Genomic DNA, 19076 nt, shown 5'->3' on the forward strand with positions numbered 1-19076 from the left:
TCCGGATCCGTGAGTGGTGGCTTCGCGTGTGTGTTCCATGGGGCGGATATGGACGGACAAAAATTCCCGTTCACGGGGAGAAAATCGTGCCCCTTCCCCAGTCGTAGCGTCACTTGGCAACATAACGCTGCCTTCTGAACAATTATTCCAAGTTCAGGGCAGATTTCGCGAATCCGCTGTGTTATGGAAGCGGCCAAGAAAAAGAACAGGTACGGTATGAGCAGCCAGCCCAAGATTGACGACGCCCTGCGAGAGGCGATCATTACGCGTCCGGACGTCATTCTGGACGACAAGGATTTGATGCATGCCCTGATCGCCGCGAACGAACGTGCGATGGGTGGCAACATTGTCGATCTGCGTGGACTGGCGATGGAACGGCTTGAGGCGCGATTGGACCGTCTTGAGGATACGCACCGTTCGGTCATTGCTGCCGCCTATGAAAACCTGGCCGGGACCAACCAGATTCACCGCGCCATTCTGCGGATGTTGGATCCGATGGAATTCGAACCCTTCCTGCGCGATCTGGGTGGGGAAGTGGCTGAAATCCTGCGGGTGGATGCCGTCAAACTGGTGCTCGAATCCGTGCAGAACGACAGTGATCCGGCCGTCCAACGACTGGGCGAAGTCCTGAGCGTGGCGGAACCCGGTTTCATCGACGACTACTTGACCGACGGACGCGGCGGCAATGTGCGCCAAGTCACCCTGCGCCAAGTGCAGGATGCTGACCCAGAGATCTACGGCGATGACGCAACCTGGATCCGGTCCGAGGCGTGTCTGAAACTTGACTTTGGCGATGGCCGCCTGCCCGGCCTTCTGGTGATGGGCGCCGAGGACCCCCACATGTTTGGCCCCCAGCAAGGCACTGACCTTCTGGCCTTTTTTACCGGCGTGTTCGAGCGAGCCATGCGGCGCTGGTTGGGATGAGCCTGATTTCCCCCGCCGCCCGCGACGCGCTGGAAGGTTTTCTGGCGCATCAACGTGCGATCAAGGGGGCGGCTGAGAACACCGTCACGGCCTATGGCAATGACATCACCGAATTCCTTGCTTTCATGACCGAGCATTCGGGACAGACACAGGGCCTTGGGGCCTTGGCGCGTATTGACACACGCGACATGCGTGCATGGATGGCCCGCACACGCGCGGGCGGAGTCGGCGCGCGGTCGCTGGCGCGCAAGCTGTCGGCAGTCAAAGCGTTCTACAAGTGGTTGGCTGCGCGGGAAGGCTTTGAACCCACTGCGGTGCTGAGTACGCGAGCCCCGAAATTTACCAAAAGCTACCGCGCCCGCTGGACGAGTCGGCGGCGCGCGAGTTGTTGGACATCACCCCCCTGCAATCGGACAAGCCGTGGATCGGAATACGAGATACCGCTGTTCTGACCCTGCTTTGGGGCTGCGGATTGCGCATATCCGAGGCCTTGTCCCTGATGGCAGGTCAAGCGCCCCTGCCCCAAGTCCTGCGCATTGTGGGTAAAGGCGGCAAGGAACGGATTGTGCCGGTGATTGATGCGGCCCGTGACGCTGTTGAGGCGTACATGTCCGCCTGTCCTTATGACCTGCCCGCTGACGGACCACTTTTTCGCGCTGTGCGCGGGGGGCCTTGGCCCCGCGCGCCATTCAGAAGGTGATGGCCAATGCCCGCATGCAATTGGGTCTGCCAGCCAGTGCGACACCTCACGCCATGCGCCACAGCTTTGCCACGCATCTGTTGAATGCGGGCGGCGATCTGCGCGCGATTCAGGAACTGCTGGGCCACGCGTCGCTCTCGACCACGCAAGCATACACGGCGGTCGATACGGTTCGGCTGATGGAAGTCTACGCCAAGGCCCATCCGAAGGCGTAGGCGCCCCACCCTCACGGTAATGTGCATAAAAGGTGATCGCGCCTAGGCTATGCGCGGGGCCGTCCTTCCGTCAGCATGCCGTGGCATACAAAACCAACACGGAGGGGACGCGGAACATGCTACGCAAGCTAACATACGCAGCCGTTTTTGCGATCACTGCTGGGGCAGCCAGCGCAGAAGAATGTACAGCCATTACCGTCGAGGACGCTTTTGACCTGACAGAGGATCAGATCGGCGTGCTTTACGACTGCCTTCAGGCGAAGATGGCAACCGGCTATGCCAAGGAAGGTGACGAGATAGGCACCAATTATCGCAGTTGGGCGGCAACGGCATCGCGTCCGGCCGTGGCTGGACCGCATGGCAACCGCCTGCTGAACACATTTGCCAATGACGTGGCCGCCGAACAATATCTGAAGTTCGAGGAAGAAGGCTTTGAAATGCCGGTGGGGTCGATCCTGGCCAAGGAGTCGATCACTGTTTCGATCAAGAAGAAAGCCGCGCGCCCTGGCCCGCTGTTCATCATGACCAAGGTGGGTACAGATGAAGCGCCCGACACCGCCGGATGGCTTTATGCCGGGCTGCAACCCAACGGCAAGGTGATGAAGGTCAAGCAGAGCTTTTGCCATGACTGTCACGCAGGCTGGGAAGCGCAGGACTATCTGGGTTACCCGCTCGAAGAAGTGCGCCTGGGCCAGTAGCCGGCACACGGGCTATTTTTTGGCCTTGCACCTGACCGCGCCGACCCCTTCGGCGCGGTTTTGCATTTGCAACCCTGCGCATCATGCAGCATGACAGGCAAATGACACTGCAAATGCGCGCGTTGAGCGTTCACCTTCTGACGGCCACCGGCGCCGTGTTCGCAATGCTGGCCATGCTGGCTGCCGTCGAGGCGAAATGGGACCTAATGTTCCTGTGGCTTGTCGTGGCCTTTTTTGTGGATGGTATCGACGGCCCCCTTGCCCGAAAATACAACGTCAAAACCAATGCGCCCGAGTTTGACGGCGTTTTGCTTGATCTGATCATCGACTATTTGACTTACGTTTTCATCCCGGCCTTTGCGCTGTTTGCATCCGGCCTGATGGCAGGCTGGACCGGCTGGGTGGCCATCATTCTGATCACCTTTGCTTCGGCCATGTATTTTGCCGACACCCGCATGAAAACAAAGGACAATTCGTTCTCGGGCTTTCCGGGGTGCTGGAACATGGTTGTGCTGGTCATCTTTGCCCTTGAGCCGAATTTCTGGGTCTCGCTGGCGCTGGTGAGCGTGCTGGCTGTCGGAATGTTCCTGCCGATCAAGTTCATCCACCCGGTGCGCACCGAACGCTGGCGTTGGTTAAGCTTGCCAATGGCGCTGGCGTGGACCTTCTTTGCCGGTTGGGCGGCCTGGGTCGACTTCCACCCAGAAAGCTGGGCGCATTGGGGGTTGGTGATCACGTCACTGTATCTGGTTTTTGCCGGGATGGCGCAGCAGCTGATCCCGCAACGCTAGATAAGGAAACCGCCCTCGTGGCGCAGAAAGGCCACCTTGGTTTCAACCCCGCCTGCCCCGGAAAACCCGGTCAGCCCTTTTGCGCCCATGACGCGGTGGCAGGGAATGATGATGGGGATGGGATTGCCGCCGCAGGCCTGACCGATTGCCTGTGCCGGCACTCCAAGCGTCTTGGCAATGTCGCCATAAGTGATGGTTTGGCCAAAGGGGATCTTGGACATCTCGGCGCAGACATCCCGCTGCAGTTGCGAGCCGCGCACGGCGATTGGCAGATCGAATGTCTCCAACTCACCGGCATCATAGGCTTGCAGTTGCGCGACCGCGGCATCCAGCGCCTCGGACCGGTCGGCGCAGCCGGACACGCCCCATGAGACGCGAATGATGGCGCCCTGATCCTCGGTTACTGTCAGGTCCCCGAATTGGGTATGCACGTCCGCCTGTTTCATGTGTGTAATGTGGTGCAGTCAGGGACGTCTCGCAATCCGAAGCTTGCGGAAACCTCGCGTTAGAGGGCACTGACCCTGGTATGTTGCGAGTAGGTAGGTAGGTAGGCGGAGATGCGCCCTATGGGCCACACGCCGTCAACGTGAGACGTGCGCGCCACCCCGAGAAGGGATGGCGCAGAGACTTGTTATCGCTTGAGCGCGCCAACGCCGGAGAAGCGGAACGCTTCCTGTTCCAGCGCGTCGATCTCTTCCGCGCTCATCTGATCATGGGCCACGGTGATCCGGCCCAGGAAGACGAAGGGCAGCTCATCCGCGCGATCCTCAAGATCAGCCTTGATGGCTTCGGCTGTAGCAGCACCCACGTCGTCACCCATGCGCATCGGTGTCGCATCCAGCTCGCCACGGCGAATGGCGTCCAGCTCAAGGCCCGTGCCGCCCCAACCGGTCGAGAAGATCTCCTTCTCTTTGCCAACTGAAACCTGCGCCTCAACCGAGCCCATCGCCATCGCGGTGTTCGCGTTGTGGATGATCGTGGCTTCCGGATACGACTGCAGGATCAGCGATGTGCCGGCAAAACCACCTTCGCGCTGATACTCGCCATAATGTTCATACACCGTGGTCCAGCCCGCCTTTTCTTCGACGCAGGCTTTGAAATCACCTGAACGCTGGTTGTCGGTGATTCCGGGGATGCCGCGGTTCATCGCCATGGTCACGCCTTCGCCCAAGCGCCCGATCATGTAGTCGCACATGGTCAGGGCACCGGCAGCGGACGAGAAGTCGAACCAGGCCGCTGGCTGATGCTCAAGCTCTTTCAGCGGTGTGTGGAACGCCCAGACATATGTTGTCAGGTCGTCTTTTTCCGCCGCCAGCTTCGCGATGTTGTCGCCCTGAATGGCCAGTTCCGACGGGCCAAAGACGACATAGTCATAGATGTCTTTGTCCAGCACCACCTGGTTGGCATAGGTCGTTTGCAGCGAGTGTTCGATCTGGCGTGACGCAAACTCGGTTGTTTCGTACTGAATGCCCAGTTGGTCGAGACGCTTGGTCATCGCCAGATAGTTGCGCGCCCAGAAGTCCGAAGTGTCGGACGAAGGGTAGATCAGCGCGATCTGAATGGGTGCGTCCTGCGTTCCGCTGAACTTCACCGCTTCGCCGCCAACGACGGCTTGCATGGCTTCCAGCTTGCCTTCGGCGTTCACCTCGTCAGGCACCCAGTGGTCACGGTCTGCGATATCCGGCAGTTCCTTCAGCGGCAGGGTTGCATGGCCGTCGGCCAGTGCCATTCCGGCCATCGCTGTTGCCACGAGGGCTGTGGTTGCTAAAAATCTCATCTTGGTTCCTCCCTTTGCAATGAGAGCGGGGCCAAATCGGCCAGGTCGGGGCTGCACCCTCGGCCTGGCCACCCCGCATTGGCCGGTTTATCCGCTTGGTGCGATATCCCCGGCAAAGACGCCTCCGATAGCTAAAAGAGCTATCAGGGCGCCGATCAGTAGCGCAGAAAAGCGCACCAATTTCTGACCTTCCGATGTTTTGAGATCGGCGAACCAGCCGCCTGCCCCATCACGGTCCTTCTTCTGGATCCAGGCATAGAGCGCGACCGAGCTGATGATCACAAAGCCCGACGCCACCGGCTGCCAGAAAAACTCGATGCGCAGCGTCACCAAAGCGTTCAGCATCATGGCAAGCAGCAGCACGCCTGAGAACGATCCGATGATGGACGCGCGGCCACCGAACAGGGATGTGCCCCCCACAACCACCGCCGCGATGACGTGCAGATTGAAGAACGGTGCCATCGTCGCCTGAATGGCGTTCTGTTTGCCGGTCAGCATCAGACCCGCAAGCGCGGCGCAGGCTCCGCACAACACATAGGCATAGACCTTGTGACGCTTCACGCCGATGCCTGTCAGTTCCGCCGATTCCGGGCTGGAGCCGATGGCGACCGTGTAGCGGCCAAAATGCGTGCGCTGCAGGATGTAGTAACCCGCCACCATGGTCAGAATGCCGATCACCGCCGGTGTGGGGATGAAGAACGGCGTCTGACCACGACCCATTTCCGTCAGGATGTCGGGGAAACGTGCCAGAACCAGACCTTTGGCCAACAGCAGCGCAAGACCTTTGTAGACAAGGTCCATTGCCAGTGTGCCGATCAAATCAGGCACGTTAAAGCGCGTGATCACCAGACCGTTGATCAGGCCCAGAAGGGCCCCGATGGTCAGCGCAATAGGAATACCGACGTAGATCGAAAACCCATATTGCTTGACCAGAAACGCCATGATGATGGCCGAAAGCACGGCCACCGACCCAACGGAAAGGTCAATGCCGCGTTGGGTGATGACAAAGGTCATCGCCATCGCCATCGGCATATAGAGGGCCGCGTCCTGTAGGATCAGCTCAAGATTGCTGATCCGATAGAACCGATCGGGCGACGCTACGGCCATGAACAGAAAGATGGCGGCAATCATTGCCATCGGCGCGATGACCGCCATGTACGGCTCAAGCCGTTCGCTCAGCGGTGGCTTGTAGTCTGTGTCAACTGCGGTGTTCATGCGGCGTCCTCCTTGGCACCAACGATCATGCCCAACACTTCCTGGGTCGAGCTTTCAGCGGTGAGTGCCACGCCCACGCATTGGCCGCGGCGCTGCACGTGAACACGGTCCGCAACCTCGAACACATCATCAAGCGAGTGGCTGATCAGGATCACCGCCAAGCCTTGGGCTTTCAGTGCCTTGATCAATTTCAGGGTCCGCGCGGTTTCCTGCGGACCCAAGGCGGCAGTGGGTTCGTCCATGACCAGAACCCGCAGCCCCTCGTGATAGACTGCGCGTGCAATGGCCACGGCCTGGCGTTGACCGCCTGACAGACTGTCGGTCGGTGCATCCAGTGATTTCAGGCGCACGCCCAGACGCTCCATCAGGACCCGTTCGGTTTCTGACCGCATCTTCTTGTTGTCGAGCACGGTGATGCCGAACACTTTCTTGGTCAGTTCATTGCCCAGGAACATGTTGGCGGCGGGATCAAGGTGGTCGGCCAGGGCCAGCGTTTGATAGACGGCGTCGATCCCTGCCCTAGCTGCGTCTGCGTGGTTGGAGAACTCGACTTTTTCGCCGTCGATATAGATGTCGCCCTCGGTCGGCTGGTAGACGCCTGTCAGCACCTTTATCAGGGTCGACTTCCCGGCGCCGTTGTCGCCGACGATCGCCAGCACTTCGCCCGCATAGGCGCTCAGGTCGACATTCTGCAGCGCGGTCACGCCGCCGAACCGTTTGGTTATTCCGCGCATCTGCACGAGTGGCGTATCAGCCATATCTCTTTCCTCCGGTGGCTCGGATAGATCGGGCTGCGCACGCGCCCAAAATATTCGGATTAAGGTGCGGGGCCAGACCTTGCCGTCCGACCCCGCGGGGGAGAACTATTTGCCCCAGATCGTGGCGTAAGCGTCCCGGTAGGGGATGTCGGGGTCGAACTGGTTGCTGTCGCCCAACTTGGCCAAACCTTCAGGCGTCACAAGCGCAGGTGACGTGACATAGCCCGAGCACGCCTCGCCCTGGATGGCGCGGTTCAGCTCGTCCACCAGTTGCCAGCCTTGCAGGTTCAGAGGCTCGGCCACGGTGATGGCTTGATAGCCGTTGGACCGGATACGCTGGAACGCAGCCTCTGATCCGTCGCCAGCAGAACCGGCTTGCGGGCCTGCATCAGGCGCAAGGCCCGCAGCGGCCAGCGATGGTCCCATGAAGTCAAAATACAGGTCATTGATGGCCAGTGCGTGTGTCCAGCTGTCACCGTATTTTTGCAGCAGCGATGTGGTCAGCGGGCCCATGCGGGTGGATGTATCGGCAATAGGAGTGTCCACATATTCCAGGACCTTGCCGCCCGCAGCCTCGACCGTTTCCTTCAACCGGTCCGCCTTGTCGATGGCGATCTGGTAGGTGGAGTCGGTGAAGATCACGACACCGATATCCTCGCCGCCGTCTTGGATGGCCCATTCGGCGGCCACTTCGGACACTGTCATAGCGTCGGTCGACACGTTGGCAAAGATACCACCAGGCGCGTCGCAACCAATTTTTGGGCCCGAGTGCCACGCGACCATAGGTACGTCTGCGGCCACCACGCCTTCCAAGGCGGCCTGCTGTTCCACGGCGTCAAAGCCGTTGATGATGATGCCGTCGGCCTTCAGCGCCAGCGCTTGACCAATCGCGGCTGTACGACCCTGAATAGAACCGGCGCCGTCCAGCACGCGAACTTCCCAACCGATTTTCGCTGCTGCCTCTTCAACACCTGTGGTCACGCCCAGGATACCGCCGTTTTTCAAATCACCTGCAACGACAACGATGGATTTGCCGTCCGCCGCTGCGGGTCCGGTGGTTGGGCCATCCCAATCTGCTGCCAGTACCGGCACGGCAGTCATCATTGTCGTGGCCATCAACCCGGCCATGAATGTACGTTTTTGCATAGTTTCCTCCCTTTGCAATTTTGTGCTCAGCGCTTGTCTGCACCTTTTTTGCGCTGTGCGTATCCTGCGATGCCGATGGCAACCAGCAGGGTAACTCCGTTAAAAAGCGGCTCGACCCAGAAGGAGCCGCCGAATTGTTGAATGCCTGAAATACCCACGGCCAGAATGACGACACCCACAACGGTGCCCCAGACATTGACCCGTCCGGGTTTGATCGTGGTTGAGCCCAGGAAGGCCCCAACGAGCGCGGGCAGCAGGAACTCGAGCCCCACCGACGCCTGTCCGATCCGCAGTTTCGCGGCCAGTAGCACACCGGCCAGAGCGGTCATGGAGCCGGACGCGACAAAGGCGCCAATCACGTATTTCCGCGTGGGAATGCCGTTCAGCTGTGCTGCCCGCTGGTTCGCACCAATGGCATAAAGGTACCGACCCACAGGCGTGTATTCGAGGACGATCCACATCACGACCGTGATCACGACCAGGTAGTATGCGGTGATGGGCAGGCCAAAGACGAAGGTGGTGTTCAGGGCATAGAACCCGTCGGGCAACAGCCCCACCATCTGCCGACCGCCCGTGTGCCACAGCGCCAGCGCATAAAGCACTGTACCGGTGCCCAGCGTCGCGATGAAACTGTCAATCTTGGCGACCTCAACCAGCAGCCCATTCAGGAACCCGGTCAATGCCCCCAGCAGAAGCACAATCGCAACGGCTATGGGCCACGGAAGGCCCAGCATGGTTTGCAGGCTGATGGCAAGGATGTGCCACAGAACGATACCGTAGCCCACGGTCAGGTCGATCCGCCCCGCTGCCATGGGGATCATCGCCCCAAGCGACAAAAGCGCGATGATTGCTTTGTCCGAGATGATGGAGCGCAGGTTCAGCATCGTCGGGAACGTATTGGGCAACAGGACCGAGAACAGGCCAATCAGGAACACTGTCAGAATGACCAGACCGTAGACCGGCAGGAACCGCATCAGACGCTTGCCCATGGGCAGTCCTTTGAGTTCGGCCTTGGTCGGCTCGAGTGCGCTGGATTCAAGCGACTGCATTCGCACCGCCCCCTTCTGTCTTGATATTCCCGGCCGAAGCCGACTGGATCAGATTTTCAGTTGTCAGCCGTGTGCCGCTGAGTTCATCGACAATCGCCCCTTGGCTAAACACGATGGCCCGGTGGCAAATTGAGGCGATCTCTTCAAAATCGGTGGACATGATCAGGATCGCGACCCCGTCACCAAGCGCCCGGTTAAGAAGTGCATAGATCTCGGATTTGGCCCCCACATCCACACCCGCCGTCGGATCCTCGCAGATCAGAAGTTTGCGCTTGGTGGCAAGCCAGCGGCCAATGACGACCTTCTGTTGGTTGCCGCCAGACAGCGCCTCGATCGCGAGGGTCGGATCATTCGGTGACAGGCCCAACTCGGCCCCGATGATGGCGGCCTGTTCGGCCTCGACCCTCGGGGACAGCATGTTGAGCAGTTTGCGGCCAATCCCATCGGGGTTGAGAAAGGTGTTTTCCCGGATCGAAAGGCTCATGGCGACGGACTCTTCGGTCCGGTCCTTGGCGACCAGCCCGACGCCGGAATGCAGCGCTTTCTGCGGGTTCGACAGGTCGGGTTGCACCCCACCCAGCGTCACCTCTCCATCAAAGGGCACAAGTCCAAAGAGGGCACGCGAGATGGCCTCGTGCCCTGCACCACGCAGGCCCACAAGGCCCAGTACCTCGTTCTTTTGCAGATCGAAATCCAGTTTTTGCATCCCCGCCACTTCGAAGTTGCGCAGGGACAGCACCGCTTCACCAATAGCATCCGTCGCCTTGACTGTTTCACGGGTCTTGCGGCCTACAATTTTCTGCACCAGCTCTTCGGGCGTGGTGTGGTCGATGCTGCGCACGCCCACCATCGCACCGTCGCGCAACACTGCCACGCGGTCTGCAATCTGGAAAATCTCGTCCAAGCGGTGGGACACATAGATCATCCCGACGCCCTTTTCCCGCAGGGGCCGGATGGCCGCGAACAGCCGTTCCACCTCATCCGCGGGCAGCGATGCGGTGGGTTCGTCCAAAACCAGAAACTCGCTGTCCACGGCCAGCGCGCGGGCAATCGCCACCAGCGATTTCTCGGTCCGTGTCAGGTCTTCAACCCGCGCGGTCGGATCAAATTCGGCATCCACCTTGCGGAGCGCTTCCACGGCAAAGTGTTCGACGTCTTTCCAACGGATCAGCCCATTCTTGCGAGAGAAGCCCAGAGCGAGGCCGATGTTTTCAGCCACCGTCATCCATTCGATCAGGCCAAGATCCTGGTGGATGAAGGCCACCTTCTGCCGCTCGCCAAACCCTGCTGGTTTGTGCTGGTACGGCTCACCATCAATCAACACGCGACCAGCGTCTGCCGTATGGATGCCACCAAGCACTTTGATCAGAGTCGACTTGCCTGCACCGTTTTCTCCCAGAAGGGCCACGATTTCGCCCCGACCCACGGTCAACGAAACATCCTTGAGCGCATAGGTGCCGCCAAAATGCTTGTCGATGCTGTCGAAAAACAAACCTGTCTGCAGGTCTGGCATGGCGTCTCCTCCGGGGTGCCGGGCCCCAACCTCCCCGTTGAGTTACCCGTAACATTCCGCTAGCATCAGGTCAGAGCACACGCTCTGTCAAGGCTTAAGTTACCCGTAACGTAAGATGGCGCGAAACGTGGAAAAGAGCAGTAAGAACAACAAAGTAAGCCTATCTGAGGTCGCACAGGCCGCAGGTGTGTCGAAGATGACTGCCAGCCGGGTTTTGCGTGGTGAAGGTGGGTATTCGGAAAAAACGCGTGTCAAGGTGATGGAGCAGGTCGACGTCCTTGGCTACCTACCGAATCGTTTGGCAACCGTGTTTGCGGGCGATCAGAACTCGACCTTTATCGGCGTGTCGATCCCGGATTTGGGAAACGAGGTTTTTGCCCAGGTCCTCGAAGGGATCGACCGCAAGTTGGGTACCTTTGGATACCAATCCGTTCTGGGGCTCACGCAGCACACCCAGCAAGAGGAAGAAAACTGGATCAGGACAGTTTTGTCGTGGCAACCGGCGGGCCTCATTCTGACCGGTCGCTACCACTCGCCCCGCGCGACGGACATGTTGCGGAACGCGGGTATTCCTGTGGTCGAGATTTGGGATTTGAACTCCAGCCCCCTCGACATGAGCGTGGGCATCAACCACTTCGACAGCGGTTTTGATATGGGGCGCTACCTGACATCGCTTGGCTATCAGAACATTGGCTATGTGGGGACGTCGCATGACACCGCGAACGCGGCAACTGAGCGACTGAATGGCTTCTGCAAGGCGGTCGAGGGTGCCGGCGGAGCAGTGGTAAAGCAGCTTTGTCTGCATGATACAGCCACCTACTACCCGGGCTTTTACGGGACAGAGCAGTTGCTGGCCGCGGCCCGCGATATCGAGTGCATCTTTTATCAGAACGACGCGATGGCATTTGGCGGTTTGCAGTATTGCGCGGCCAAGGGGCTATCGGTGCCGGATGACATTGGTATTGCCGGATGGGGTGACCTGCCGATTGCATCGGTGATGAACCGGCGCCTCACCTCTTGCCACGTGTCACATCTGAAGCTCGGCCAGAAAGCGGCCGAGATGATGATGGGGCGCCTGACGGACGAACCCGTACCGAGCTGCACCGATATTGGCTTTCGCCTGATCCCCGGATCGACGGTTCGCAACAGCGGGGTTTAGCGCGACATTTTACGGCACGGGTATTCGCTGAATGCCCGCACCGCCCCTTGCGGTTTGACTACGCCGCCCGATCAACCTGAATCTTACCATTGTGCAGGAAGCAGACTTTGTCGAAGGCCGACAGATCAAGCGGGTTGGGCAGACGTACATCTGATGCGTCCGGCATAGGTTTGCCGCTCAGGTCAAACGATCGGTCGATTTGCGAAATCACCACGCAAATCGCACCGGTGGCCTTCACATAAGCCCGCAGTGAAGCGATCTGGTCCTGCAGGTTTGGATTGGTGCGCCTTTGATCAAGGAGTTGAAGGTAGTCAATTACGGCCACAACAGGTGTGTGGCAGCGCTCAAGCCGGCTGACGACATAGCCGCCCGATATTTCATCCGACGTATCAACGTCAACGGTCTTCTGCGCAGATGCCTGGTCAATGCCTAAATCTGCAAACCGATCTGCAACGGCTGGCTCGTGGTAATCGAGGGTAAAGAAAAACCCCTTCCGGCCCAGAGTTGCTGCCATTGATGCCAATTCCAGGCCAAGAAGCGTTTTGCCGTGTCCGGGCCGCGCACCCAGGAGCATGAGGTCGCCTGCGTGGAGCTGGGGCAAGACGATTTCGGCGGCGCGCGCTTTTGGCAAGGATGAAGTCAGATGCCCCCAGCTTTGGAAGCCTTCGGAAGTTGCGATCTGGTCCAGCGCTTTGTGCAACGGCGTACCAGTCTGGCGGGCCAACAGTTTGGCCTGTCGCTTCAAATGATAGACAGGAGCGGAAATGTGCATCTTTAGTCCTCCTCTTTCGAGCTGCTTCCGCAATCCCTCCTTATGCACGCGCTCGAACGAGACAGGTTCAAATGACTTCGCTCTACATGACAAATGCTTCCCAGATGGAGGGTGGAGGCCCGAGCAAGGCCTGATCCAACTGTGTCCCAACAGATCGCAGAATTCAACATCGTAAGGGTGCTCGACTGGGACATCATGCAGCGCATGAGGCAGACCTTGGGGTTGCTGCGGCCAAGTCCGTTCTGATCACTGTTGCGCGCGCAAAAAACCCACCGGACCTTTCCGCGCGGATTGCTTACAAGCAATGCTCAAGGATTTGATCCACCACCTCATCAAGCGCCGCTGTGCCATCGATGACGGTACCAAACGCGGGGATGTCCTGTTTCGTTTTGTGCAGTGTCAGGATGTACTCTTGCTCCTCCGCCCGCCCGCCGAACGCGTCGCGATCACGTAGCGCAAGCCGTCGTTGCAAGGTTTCTTGATCCACGTCCAGCACAAAGACAGCATCAAACAAATGGATGACATCGGCGTAGTTCCGGGAACCACCGCAGAAAAATGACATTTCAGAACCTTTGGATGCCGCTTGAGACCTGACCTTGTCCACATCCCATACATGCTGGCCATGCATCCATGCCGCGCGCTCGACACTGCCCTCGGGACCGGCTTCGGCCAACGACGGCTGTTGTGAGCGTGTTTCGTCAGGGATTAACTCTCTGTCGCCGTCAAGCGCATGATATCCGCGCCTGCGCAGTTCGTGGCACACAGACGTTTTGCCGCTGCCCGAGACACCTTCGATCAGATAGTTACGTTTCCCCATGCCTACGACATATCCTGTGATGCGGGGATGAAAAACACATGTGCTCCCGCGCACATACCGTGCCCTCGCCAAGGCCGTGCAAAAGGCGTAATGGCAGGTTATGGCCCAGCACATTACCCTTGACGACGCAAGCAGTCTGCCCGCTTGGCGTCGGCCCATTGCGCTTTTGTTCCTAATGGCTTTTGCCATGCCCATCGGGTTCTCTGTCTGGCTGGCGCTGCTGAACAACTTTGTTGTGGATGCAGCCAACTTTGACGGGGCCGATATCGGTCTGTTGCATGCGATCCGGGAGATTCCGGGCTTTTTGGCCGTCGGCGTCATCGTCGTCATCATGTTCATGCGCGAACAGGTACTTGGGCTGATGTCACTCGTGATGCTGGGCGTTGCCACCGCCCTGACGGCGCAGTTCCCGCAAATGGGTGGTATTCTGGCGCTGACCTTCATCAGTTCGATTGGCTTCCATTACTACGAAACGGTGAACCAGTCGCTGCAATTGCAGTGGCTGCCCAAGGATCGCGCCCCGCAGATGTTAGGCTGGCTGCTCGCTGCCGGATCAACGGCCACGTTCCTCGTTTACTTCGTCATCATGGTCCTGTGGGAGCCTCTTGGGCTGACCTACAACGTTGTCTACATGGTTGGTGGCGGGATCACGGCGGCCATCGCAGTCTTTGCCATGCTGGCCTATCCCCAGTTCGAAGCCCCTACTCCGCAACTGAAAACCTTCGTGTTGCGCAAGCGATACTGGCTGTACTACGCCCTACAATTCATGTCGGGCGCACGGCGGCAGATCTTCATGGTCTTTGCAGGTTTCATGATGGTCGAGAAATTCGGCTTCCAGGTGCATGAGCTGACAGCGCTCTACCTTATCAACCTGATGGTCAACATCCTGGTTGCACCGGTTCTGGGGCGCATCGTGGCACGCTTTGGCGAGCAAAAGGCGCTGGTGTTTGAGTATACCGGCCTTGTGTGCGTATTTCTGGCTTACGGCGGTGTCTACTTCATGGGGTGGGGGTTGATGATCGCTGCCGCCCTCTATGTTCTGGACCACATCTTTTTCGGATTGGCGCTGGCGCTCAAAACCTATTTCCAGAAGATCGCGGACCCGGCAGACATCGCGCCAACGGCCGCCGTGGCCTTTACGATCAACCATATCGCTGCCGTGGGCCTGCCGGTACCATTGGGCCTTTTGTGGCTATTGTCGCCCGGGGCGGTGTTTATGTTGGCTGCAGGTATGGCCGCAACATCGTTGTGCCTTGCCCTGCTCATTCCGCGCCACCCGGTGCCTGGCCATGAAACCCGACTGGGTGCCAAACTGCCCGCCCCTGCAGAGTAGCGCGCCACTTGCCGCCTGCCATGGTGGGCGCTAAGGCTCCGGCAACAGACGGAGACTGACATGACCACATGGACCGCCCTCACAACGCTTGAAGGCAAGGCACAGGCGGACGCGCTTGGCGCGGCCCTTGAGAACATGGCACCGGAACCAACCGGCATCGGTGTGTTCGAGGTCGAAGATGGCAGCGGACTGTGGGAAGTGGGCGCCTATTTCACGGACCAGCCGGATGACACCGCCCTTTTACTGCTCACCACCGCCCTTGGCGCAAAGCCGTTCACAGTTTCGGAACTGCCGGAAACCGATTGGGTGGCCCATGTGAAGCGCGAGTTGGCGCCAGTCGAGGCTGGTCGCTTCTTCGTCTATGGCTCACATGATGCCGACCAGGTGCCGCCGGGCAAGCACGCCCTGTTGATCGAAGCGGCGATGGCCTTTGGCACCGGACACCACGGCACAACGTTGGGCTGCCTGAAAGCGCTGGATCGGTTGGCAGATGGCGGATTTCGGGCAGAACGCGCGGCCGACATCGGCTGTGGCACCGCTGTGCTCGCCATGGGTGCTGCAGCGATCTGGGATGCGGACATCATTGCCAGCGATATTGATGCACAGGCCGTCGACGTGGCGCGGGCCAACCTGAAAGCCAACGGTATGGAAGCCAAGGTCAAACTGGCCGAAGCGGCAGGCTTTGATCACGCGGACCTTTCCGGCCCATTTGATCTGGTCTTTGCCAATATCCTCAAAGGGCCGCTGATCGCATTGGCACCAGAGTTGAGAGCCCGCCTCGCCACAGGTGGATATGCGATTCTGTCCGGAATCCTCAACGAACAGGCTGACGAGGTTGCTGCGCACTATATCGATCACGGAAACAGTCTGGCGCACAGGGAAGAGATTGGAGAGTGGACGACCCTCACCCTGCATAAAAAGCCATGATTTGTCAGAATTTTTAGCGGCTTTTGACGCATTTGCCTAGATTTCGCCACAATTGAGGCGCACCTTCTACGCCGAAATCGGTGGGGGCCATTTCGATGTACGAGGCTGCCATGGTTGAAACTCGCCAAAACTTTGAAGAGCGCTTGACCACACTTGGCCGCAAACACGCGGCCTTGGGAAATGGGTATACGACAACACTGCGGGGCGATGGGCTGATTGTCCTCAAGCCCAAGCGCCGTCTGGGTCGCGGCTTTCCGATCAGAGGGCTGCTCGCGCTTGTGATAGGGTTCTTCGTGTTCAAGGGACTGATGCTCGCCTCTTTGGGCGACATCACTTACAACGAGCGCGTTGCAAAGCTGCAGCAGGGCGGTCATCTGGAACAGTTCAGCTCTCATTTGATGCAGATAGACCCGGTGACACAGTTTGCCGCAGGCTTTCTTGAACCCTTCGTAGACTGAACTGACAGTCCCTCCAAAAGAAAAGCCGCGGTGCCTGCTCTCAGGCCCGCGGCTTTCGCTCTTGTCAGAGCGCGTCCAAAGGGGAGGATTGGAACGTCTTAGTGGCGGTTTGCCACGTCATCGATGTCGCCACGGACCAGACCGATGTCTTCAAGCTCACGGTCAGTCAGGGCGTTCAGGGCGTTGCGGGTCAAGCGGGCATGGTTCCAGGCGGCCACTTGGGCAACCAATTTGGAAAACAAGCCGGAGAATTGGCCTGCAACAGGTGCAGCGCCATATGCGGGGCGGGTGGTGTCGAAAGCAGCCATTGCAGCAGTCCTTTTTTCGATAGATTGTGCTGATCTTGTCAGCGTTGTGCTGCTCATTTAGGCGCGAAAAAAACACCGTTCAAGCGGTGAAAAGTCATATGTGGTTTGCGTTTTTTGCATGTCGAAGATTTAGACGTAACACATTGAAAGTATTTCCAATAAAATAACACTGCAGCCAAACATGGGAAGCTGACGACGGAATCGGGCTGCAAAAAGGCCGTCCGATGGAGTTGCACAGCTTCTTGGAACAGTCGGCTTCGCGAGTTGGTATGTGGAAAATCCAATCTGCGATCCCGAGAGATGCTTCATCCCATCACAGCGTAGTTGCAGATGTGCAAATCAATGTGCCTGTCGCCGCGAACACCCTTCATTGCCGATCCAGACGGTTGAAAAACTCGTTGCGAACCCGTAGATTTATGGCATCGAAGTGGAGAGTTTATGTCCCGGTAAGGCGGGGAGGCAGCAGTCCTCCCAATGCAAAATCAGCGACCATCTTGTTTCGCCAACCTCTGGCGGACCGATGTTGATGTTTGCCCGCATTTTTCCCTTACCGCTTAAAATCATGCCCCGGCATGATCGAGACATGGAACTCCTTCACAATGACACGTGACTATTCACAGTTTTTTCCCCCATCGTCCGACCTGAAAGCCGAAAAACGGCCTCAGTCCCCCCTCGCCTTGCTTGGCTGGCGACCCTTTTTCGCCCAACAAACAGATGTTGACGAATTGACGCAAAGCCCCCCTGTTCGGGTCGTCGAAGTCCATCGAAATGCGTTGAATGTTGTCGGGGACGGCCTTGATGACATCATACCACCCACCGAAGGCATCACCGTCGGCGACTGGTTGATGTTTGACCGTGATCATCCAAAGTCCAGTCGGGTCTTGCGACGCAAGAGCCTGATCAAGCGGCGGGCGCCCGGCACGGATCGGCGCGAACAGTTGATCGCGGCCAATGTCGATACGGCCTTTGTTGTCACGTCCTGCAATCAGGATTTCAATGTCGCGCGGCTTGAACGATACATCGCGCTTGCCTTTGAGGCACAGATCACGCCAGTCATCCTCCTCACAAAATCCGATCTCACACCCGATCATCAACACTACATCGACGCAGCGCGCTCGATTTCCCCTGACGTGGCAGTTGTCGCGCTGGACGCAAGAGGCGACGCGCCGCGATCCAAGCTGGCGGACTGGTGCAAACCGGGGGCGACTGTCGCGTTTCTGGGATCATCCGGTGTTGGCAAATCGACCTTGACCAATGCGCTTTTGGGAACCGAAACGATCGAAACGCAATCCATTCGGGAAGATGATGCGAAGGGGCGGCACACGACGACACGGCGGCAACTTTTTGCGACGCAAGATGGATGTCTGGTTCTGGACACCCCGGGCATGCGAGAGCTGCAACTGACCGACGCCGCGTCGGGTATTCAGGACGTGTTCTCGGACATCAACAATCTGTCCACGCAATGCCGATTCAACGATTGCAAACACGAAACGGAACCCGGATGCGCTGTGCTGCAAGCGATAGAAAACAATGAGATCGACGCCGCGCGGCTTGGACGGTGGCGCAAACTCGTGGCCGAAGACGCATTCAATTCGGCCACCCTGTCCGAGCGCCGCGCCAAGGACAAGGCATTCGGAAAGATGGTGCGCGAGATCACGAAGCAGATAAGCAAGAGGAGGTAGTCGGATGCCACAAGACAAGTCTGGTCAGATTGTCTGGCACGATCTCTTTTCGGCAGACCGACAACGTTCAATGACTTTTTATGAACGTGTCGCCGGGTGGTCCTTTGCCGTCGAACATGCCACCGATTTTGCATGGGGTGGCGGTCAGGTGGACTTCGTTTTGGCGATGTTGGCAGACGAAGTCGGGGCAGGCTTTATCGAAACCCCCGAAGGAATGTCAGACGGCTGGATTGCCTATGCAGAGGTTCCGAATGTGGATTCTGCCAGCAAGTACGTGGAACCGCTTGGCGGCGAAGTTATCCGCGCCCCGTTTGACGTTCCCGGTGTTGGACGAAATGCGCTTGTGCGTGATCCGTTGGGTGCCGTGGTCGGGATCTCACAGTCTCAACATGCGTTTCCGATACCTGCACGACAGTTCGGCAACGAAATCTATCTATCTGGCACGTCCGAGTTCCCAACGCAGTTCTATTCGGAAGTTTTTGGCTGGTCAGTGAGCCAACCGCACGACCCGCAAAGGGGCGGCGCGGTGATCTCTAGCCTGTCAGGCAAATCTGTTGCACATCATCTGCCGGGACTGTCCCAGACGGATGTGCAGGCATCGTGGGTGCCTTGCATCAACGTGGTCAACACGGCCAATGCGCTGCGAGCGGCCAAGGCGTTGGATGCCAGCCAGCTTTCGAAATCAATCTTCGAAAGCATGGGGGAGTGTCGATGTCTAATACGTGACCCAGACGGCGCTTTATTTTGCCTGTCGGCAGGTGGATAGGACCTCAAGCATCACGAGCCGCCAAAATCTGCGAGGACTTTCGCAAGGTCGTACGGACACAGGGGCCT

General features: G+C 58.5%; 19 protein-coding genes and 1 pseudogene. 10 read left to right on the forward strand and 10 right to left on the reverse strand.

From position 1 onward, the window contains the following. Window positions 1-216 precede the first annotated feature (216 nt). From ACZ1HN_RS17810 to ACZ1HN_RS17825, 4 genes and pseudogenes are all read left to right on the forward strand, one after another. Entirely contained in the window at window positions 217-924 is a 708-nt protein-coding gene (locus ACZ1HN_RS17810; RefSeq protein WP_472728456.1) for a DUF484 family protein, read from the forward strand. Next, window positions 921-1839 (forward strand): annotated as a pseudogene (locus ACZ1HN_RS17815) (tyrosine recombinase XerC). The gene ACZ1HN_RS17810 and the pseudogene ACZ1HN_RS17815 overlap by 4 nt, the downstream one beginning before the upstream one ends. Before the next feature lie 116 nt (window positions 1840-1955). After that, on the forward strand, window positions 1956-2537 hold the full coding sequence (locus ACZ1HN_RS17820) for a cytochrome P460 family protein (RefSeq protein WP_472728457.1): 582 nt from the start codon (window positions 1956-1958) through the stop codon (window positions 2535-2537). A gap of 101 nt (window positions 2538-2638) precedes the next feature. Next, entirely contained in the window at window positions 2639-3328 is a 690-nt protein-coding gene (locus ACZ1HN_RS17825) for a CDP-alcohol phosphatidyltransferase family protein (protein WP_299207575.1), read from the forward strand. Here the strand turns inward: ACZ1HN_RS17825 and ACZ1HN_RS17830 are convergent. The 7 genes from ACZ1HN_RS17830 to ACZ1HN_RS17860 all read right to left on the reverse strand — a co-directional run bounded on the left by ACZ1HN_RS17830 (window position 3325) and on the right by ACZ1HN_RS17860 (window position 10786). Further along, complete coding sequence (locus tag ACZ1HN_RS17830; protein WP_472728458.1) at window positions 3325-3774, reverse strand: methylated-DNA--[protein]-cysteine S-methyltransferase; 450 nt, start codon at window positions 3772-3774, stop codon at window positions 3325-3327. The genes ACZ1HN_RS17825 and ACZ1HN_RS17830 overlap by 4 nt on opposite strands. Before the next feature lie 185 nt (window positions 3775-3959). Beyond that, window positions 3960-5105, reverse strand: a complete 1146-nt coding sequence (locus tag ACZ1HN_RS17835) for a substrate-binding domain-containing protein (protein ID WP_472728459.1) — start codon at window positions 5103-5105, stop codon at window positions 3960-3962. Window positions 5106-5192: 87 nt separating this feature from the next. Next, the gene (locus tag ACZ1HN_RS17840; RefSeq protein WP_299207566.1) at window positions 5193-6320 is read right to left on the reverse strand and encodes an ABC transporter permease; all 1128 of its coding nucleotides are present in this window, start codon (window positions 6318-6320) and stop codon (window positions 5193-5195) included. After that, complete coding sequence (locus ACZ1HN_RS17845) at window positions 6317-7078, reverse strand: ATP-binding cassette domain-containing protein (protein ID WP_299742711.1); 762 nt, start codon at window positions 7076-7078, stop codon at window positions 6317-6319. Before ACZ1HN_RS17845 ends, ACZ1HN_RS17840 begins: the two co-directional genes overlap by 4 nt. A 105-nt stretch (window positions 7079-7183) precedes the next feature. Then, entirely contained in the window at window positions 7184-8224 is a 1041-nt protein-coding gene (locus tag ACZ1HN_RS17850) for a substrate-binding domain-containing protein (protein WP_299742713.1), read from the reverse strand. Window positions 8225-8250: 26 nt separating this feature from the next. Beyond that, complete coding sequence (locus tag ACZ1HN_RS17855) at window positions 8251-9273, reverse strand: ABC transporter permease (RefSeq protein WP_299598347.1); 1023 nt, start codon at window positions 9271-9273, stop codon at window positions 8251-8253. After that, complete coding sequence (locus tag ACZ1HN_RS17860; RefSeq protein WP_472728460.1) at window positions 9260-10786, reverse strand: sugar ABC transporter ATP-binding protein; 1527 nt, start codon at window positions 10784-10786, stop codon at window positions 9260-9262. The genes ACZ1HN_RS17855 and ACZ1HN_RS17860 overlap by 14 nt, the downstream gene beginning before the upstream one ends. Window positions 10787-10913: 127 nt before the next feature. Here ACZ1HN_RS17860 and ACZ1HN_RS17865 point away from each other — a divergent pair, with 127 nt between their 5' ends. Further along, a complete protein-coding gene (locus tag ACZ1HN_RS17865) occupies window positions 10914-11945 on the forward strand; it encodes a LacI family DNA-binding transcriptional regulator (RefSeq protein WP_299207551.1) in 1032 nt (343 codons plus the stop codon). Between the two features lie 58 nt (window positions 11946-12003). Here ACZ1HN_RS17865 and ACZ1HN_RS17870 read toward each other — a convergent pair whose 3' ends face one another. Continuing rightward, window positions 12004-12717: a DNA helicase gene (locus tag ACZ1HN_RS17870; RefSeq protein ID WP_472728461.1), complete on the reverse strand. Its 714-nt coding sequence runs from the start codon at window positions 12715-12717 to the stop codon at window positions 12004-12006. 295 nt (window positions 12718-13012) lie between these two features. Further along, window positions 13013-13534, reverse strand: coding sequence for an AAA family ATPase (locus ACZ1HN_RS17875; protein WP_472728462.1), 522 nt, complete (start codon window positions 13532-13534; stop codon window positions 13013-13015). A 100-nt stretch (window positions 13535-13634) separates the two neighbouring features. Here ACZ1HN_RS17875 and ACZ1HN_RS17880 point away from each other — a divergent pair, with 100 nt between their 5' ends. The 3 genes from ACZ1HN_RS17880 (at window position 13635) to ACZ1HN_RS17890 (ending at window position 16252) form a co-directional block, all read left to right on the forward strand. Then, window positions 13635-14867 (forward strand): MFS transporter, encoded by a 1233-nt coding sequence (locus ACZ1HN_RS17880; RefSeq protein ID WP_472728463.1) that lies wholly within the window; start codon window positions 13635-13637, stop codon window positions 14865-14867. A gap of 15 nt (window positions 14868-14882) precedes the next feature. Next, window positions 14883-15794, forward strand: a complete 912-nt coding sequence (locus ACZ1HN_RS17885) for a 50S ribosomal protein L11 methyltransferase (protein WP_472729346.1) — start codon at window positions 14883-14885, stop codon at window positions 15792-15794. A gap of 143 nt (window positions 15795-15937) precedes the next feature. After that, entirely contained in the window at window positions 15938-16252 is a 315-nt protein-coding gene (locus tag ACZ1HN_RS17890; protein ID WP_472728464.1) for a hypothetical protein, read from the forward strand. A 98-nt stretch (window positions 16253-16350) separates the two neighbouring features. Here the strand turns inward: ACZ1HN_RS17890 and ACZ1HN_RS17895 are convergent, their stop codons facing one another. Continuing rightward, window positions 16351-16560 carry a DUF1127 domain-containing protein gene (locus tag ACZ1HN_RS17895; protein ID WP_189368907.1) on the reverse strand — a complete coding sequence of 70 codons (210 nt, stop codon included), beginning with the start codon at window positions 16558-16560 and terminating at the stop codon, window positions 16351-16353. A gap of 599 nt (window positions 16561-17159) precedes the next feature. Here ACZ1HN_RS17895 and rsgA point away from each other — a divergent pair. Continuing rightward, a complete protein-coding gene (gene rsgA, locus ACZ1HN_RS17900) occupies window positions 17160-18242 on the forward strand; it encodes a ribosome small subunit-dependent GTPase A (protein WP_472728465.1) in 1083 nt (360 codons plus the stop codon). A gap of 4 nt (window positions 18243-18246) precedes the next feature. Then, on the forward strand, window positions 18247-19008 hold the full coding sequence (locus tag ACZ1HN_RS17905; protein WP_472728466.1) for a VOC family protein: 762 nt from the start codon (window positions 18247-18249) through the stop codon (window positions 19006-19008). The last annotated feature ends 68 nt before the right edge of the window (window positions 19009-19076 follow it).

The sequence above is a fragment of the Tateyamaria sp. GN1-10 genome (genome assembly GCF_055693845.1).

Coding starts and splice junctions, on each gene's coding strand:
- ACZ1HN_RS17810 (WP_472728456.1), top strand. CDS start 217: ATGAGCAGCCAGCCCAAGATTGACGACGCCCTGCGAGAGGCGATCATT.
- ACZ1HN_RS17820 (WP_472728457.1), top strand. CDS start 1,956: ATGCTACGCAAGCTAACATACGCAGCCGTTTTTGCGATCACTGCTGGG.
- ACZ1HN_RS17825 (WP_299207575.1), top strand. CDS start 2,639: ATGACACTGCAAATGCGCGCGTTGAGCGTTCACCTTCTGACGGCCACC.
- ACZ1HN_RS17830 (WP_472728458.1), bottom strand. CDS start 3,774: ATGAAACAGGCGGACGTGCATACCCAATTCGGGGACCTGACAGTAACC.
- ACZ1HN_RS17835 (WP_472728459.1), bottom strand. CDS start 5,105: ATGAGATTTTTAGCAACCACAGCCCTCGTGGCAACAGCGATGGCCGGA.
- ACZ1HN_RS17840 (WP_299207566.1), bottom strand. CDS start 6,320: ATGAACACCGCAGTTGACACAGACTACAAGCCACCGCTGAGCGAACGG.
- ACZ1HN_RS17845 (WP_299742711.1), bottom strand. CDS start 7,078: ATGGCTGATACGCCACTCGTGCAGATGCGCGGAATAACCAAACGGTTC.
- ACZ1HN_RS17850 (WP_299742713.1), bottom strand. CDS start 8,224: ATGCAAAAACGTACATTCATGGCCGGGTTGATGGCCACGACAATGATG.
- ACZ1HN_RS17855 (WP_299598347.1), bottom strand. CDS start 9,273: ATGCAGTCGCTTGAATCCAGCGCACTCGAGCCGACCAAGGCCGAACTC.
- ACZ1HN_RS17860 (WP_472728460.1), bottom strand. CDS start 10,786: ATGCCAGACCTGCAGACAGGTTTGTTTTTCGACAGCATCGACAAGCAT.
- ACZ1HN_RS17870 (WP_472728461.1), bottom strand. CDS start 12,717: ATGCACATTTCCGCTCCTGTCTATCATTTGAAGCGACAGGCCAAACTG.
- ACZ1HN_RS17875 (WP_472728462.1), bottom strand. CDS start 13,534: ATGGGGAAACGTAACTATCTGATCGAAGGTGTCTCGGGCAGCGGCAAA.
- ACZ1HN_RS17880 (WP_472728463.1), top strand. CDS start 13,635: ATGGCCCAGCACATTACCCTTGACGACGCAAGCAGTCTGCCCGCTTGG.
- ACZ1HN_RS17895 (WP_189368907.1), bottom strand. CDS start 16,560: ATGGCTGCTTTCGACACCACCCGCCCCGCATATGGCGCTGCACCTGTT.
- rsgA (WP_472728465.1), top strand. CDS start 17,160: ATGACACGTGACTATTCACAGTTTTTTCCCCCATCGTCCGACCTGAAA.
- ACZ1HN_RS17905 (WP_472728466.1), top strand. CDS start 18,247: ATGCCACAAGACAAGTCTGGTCAGATTGTCTGGCACGATCTCTTTTCG.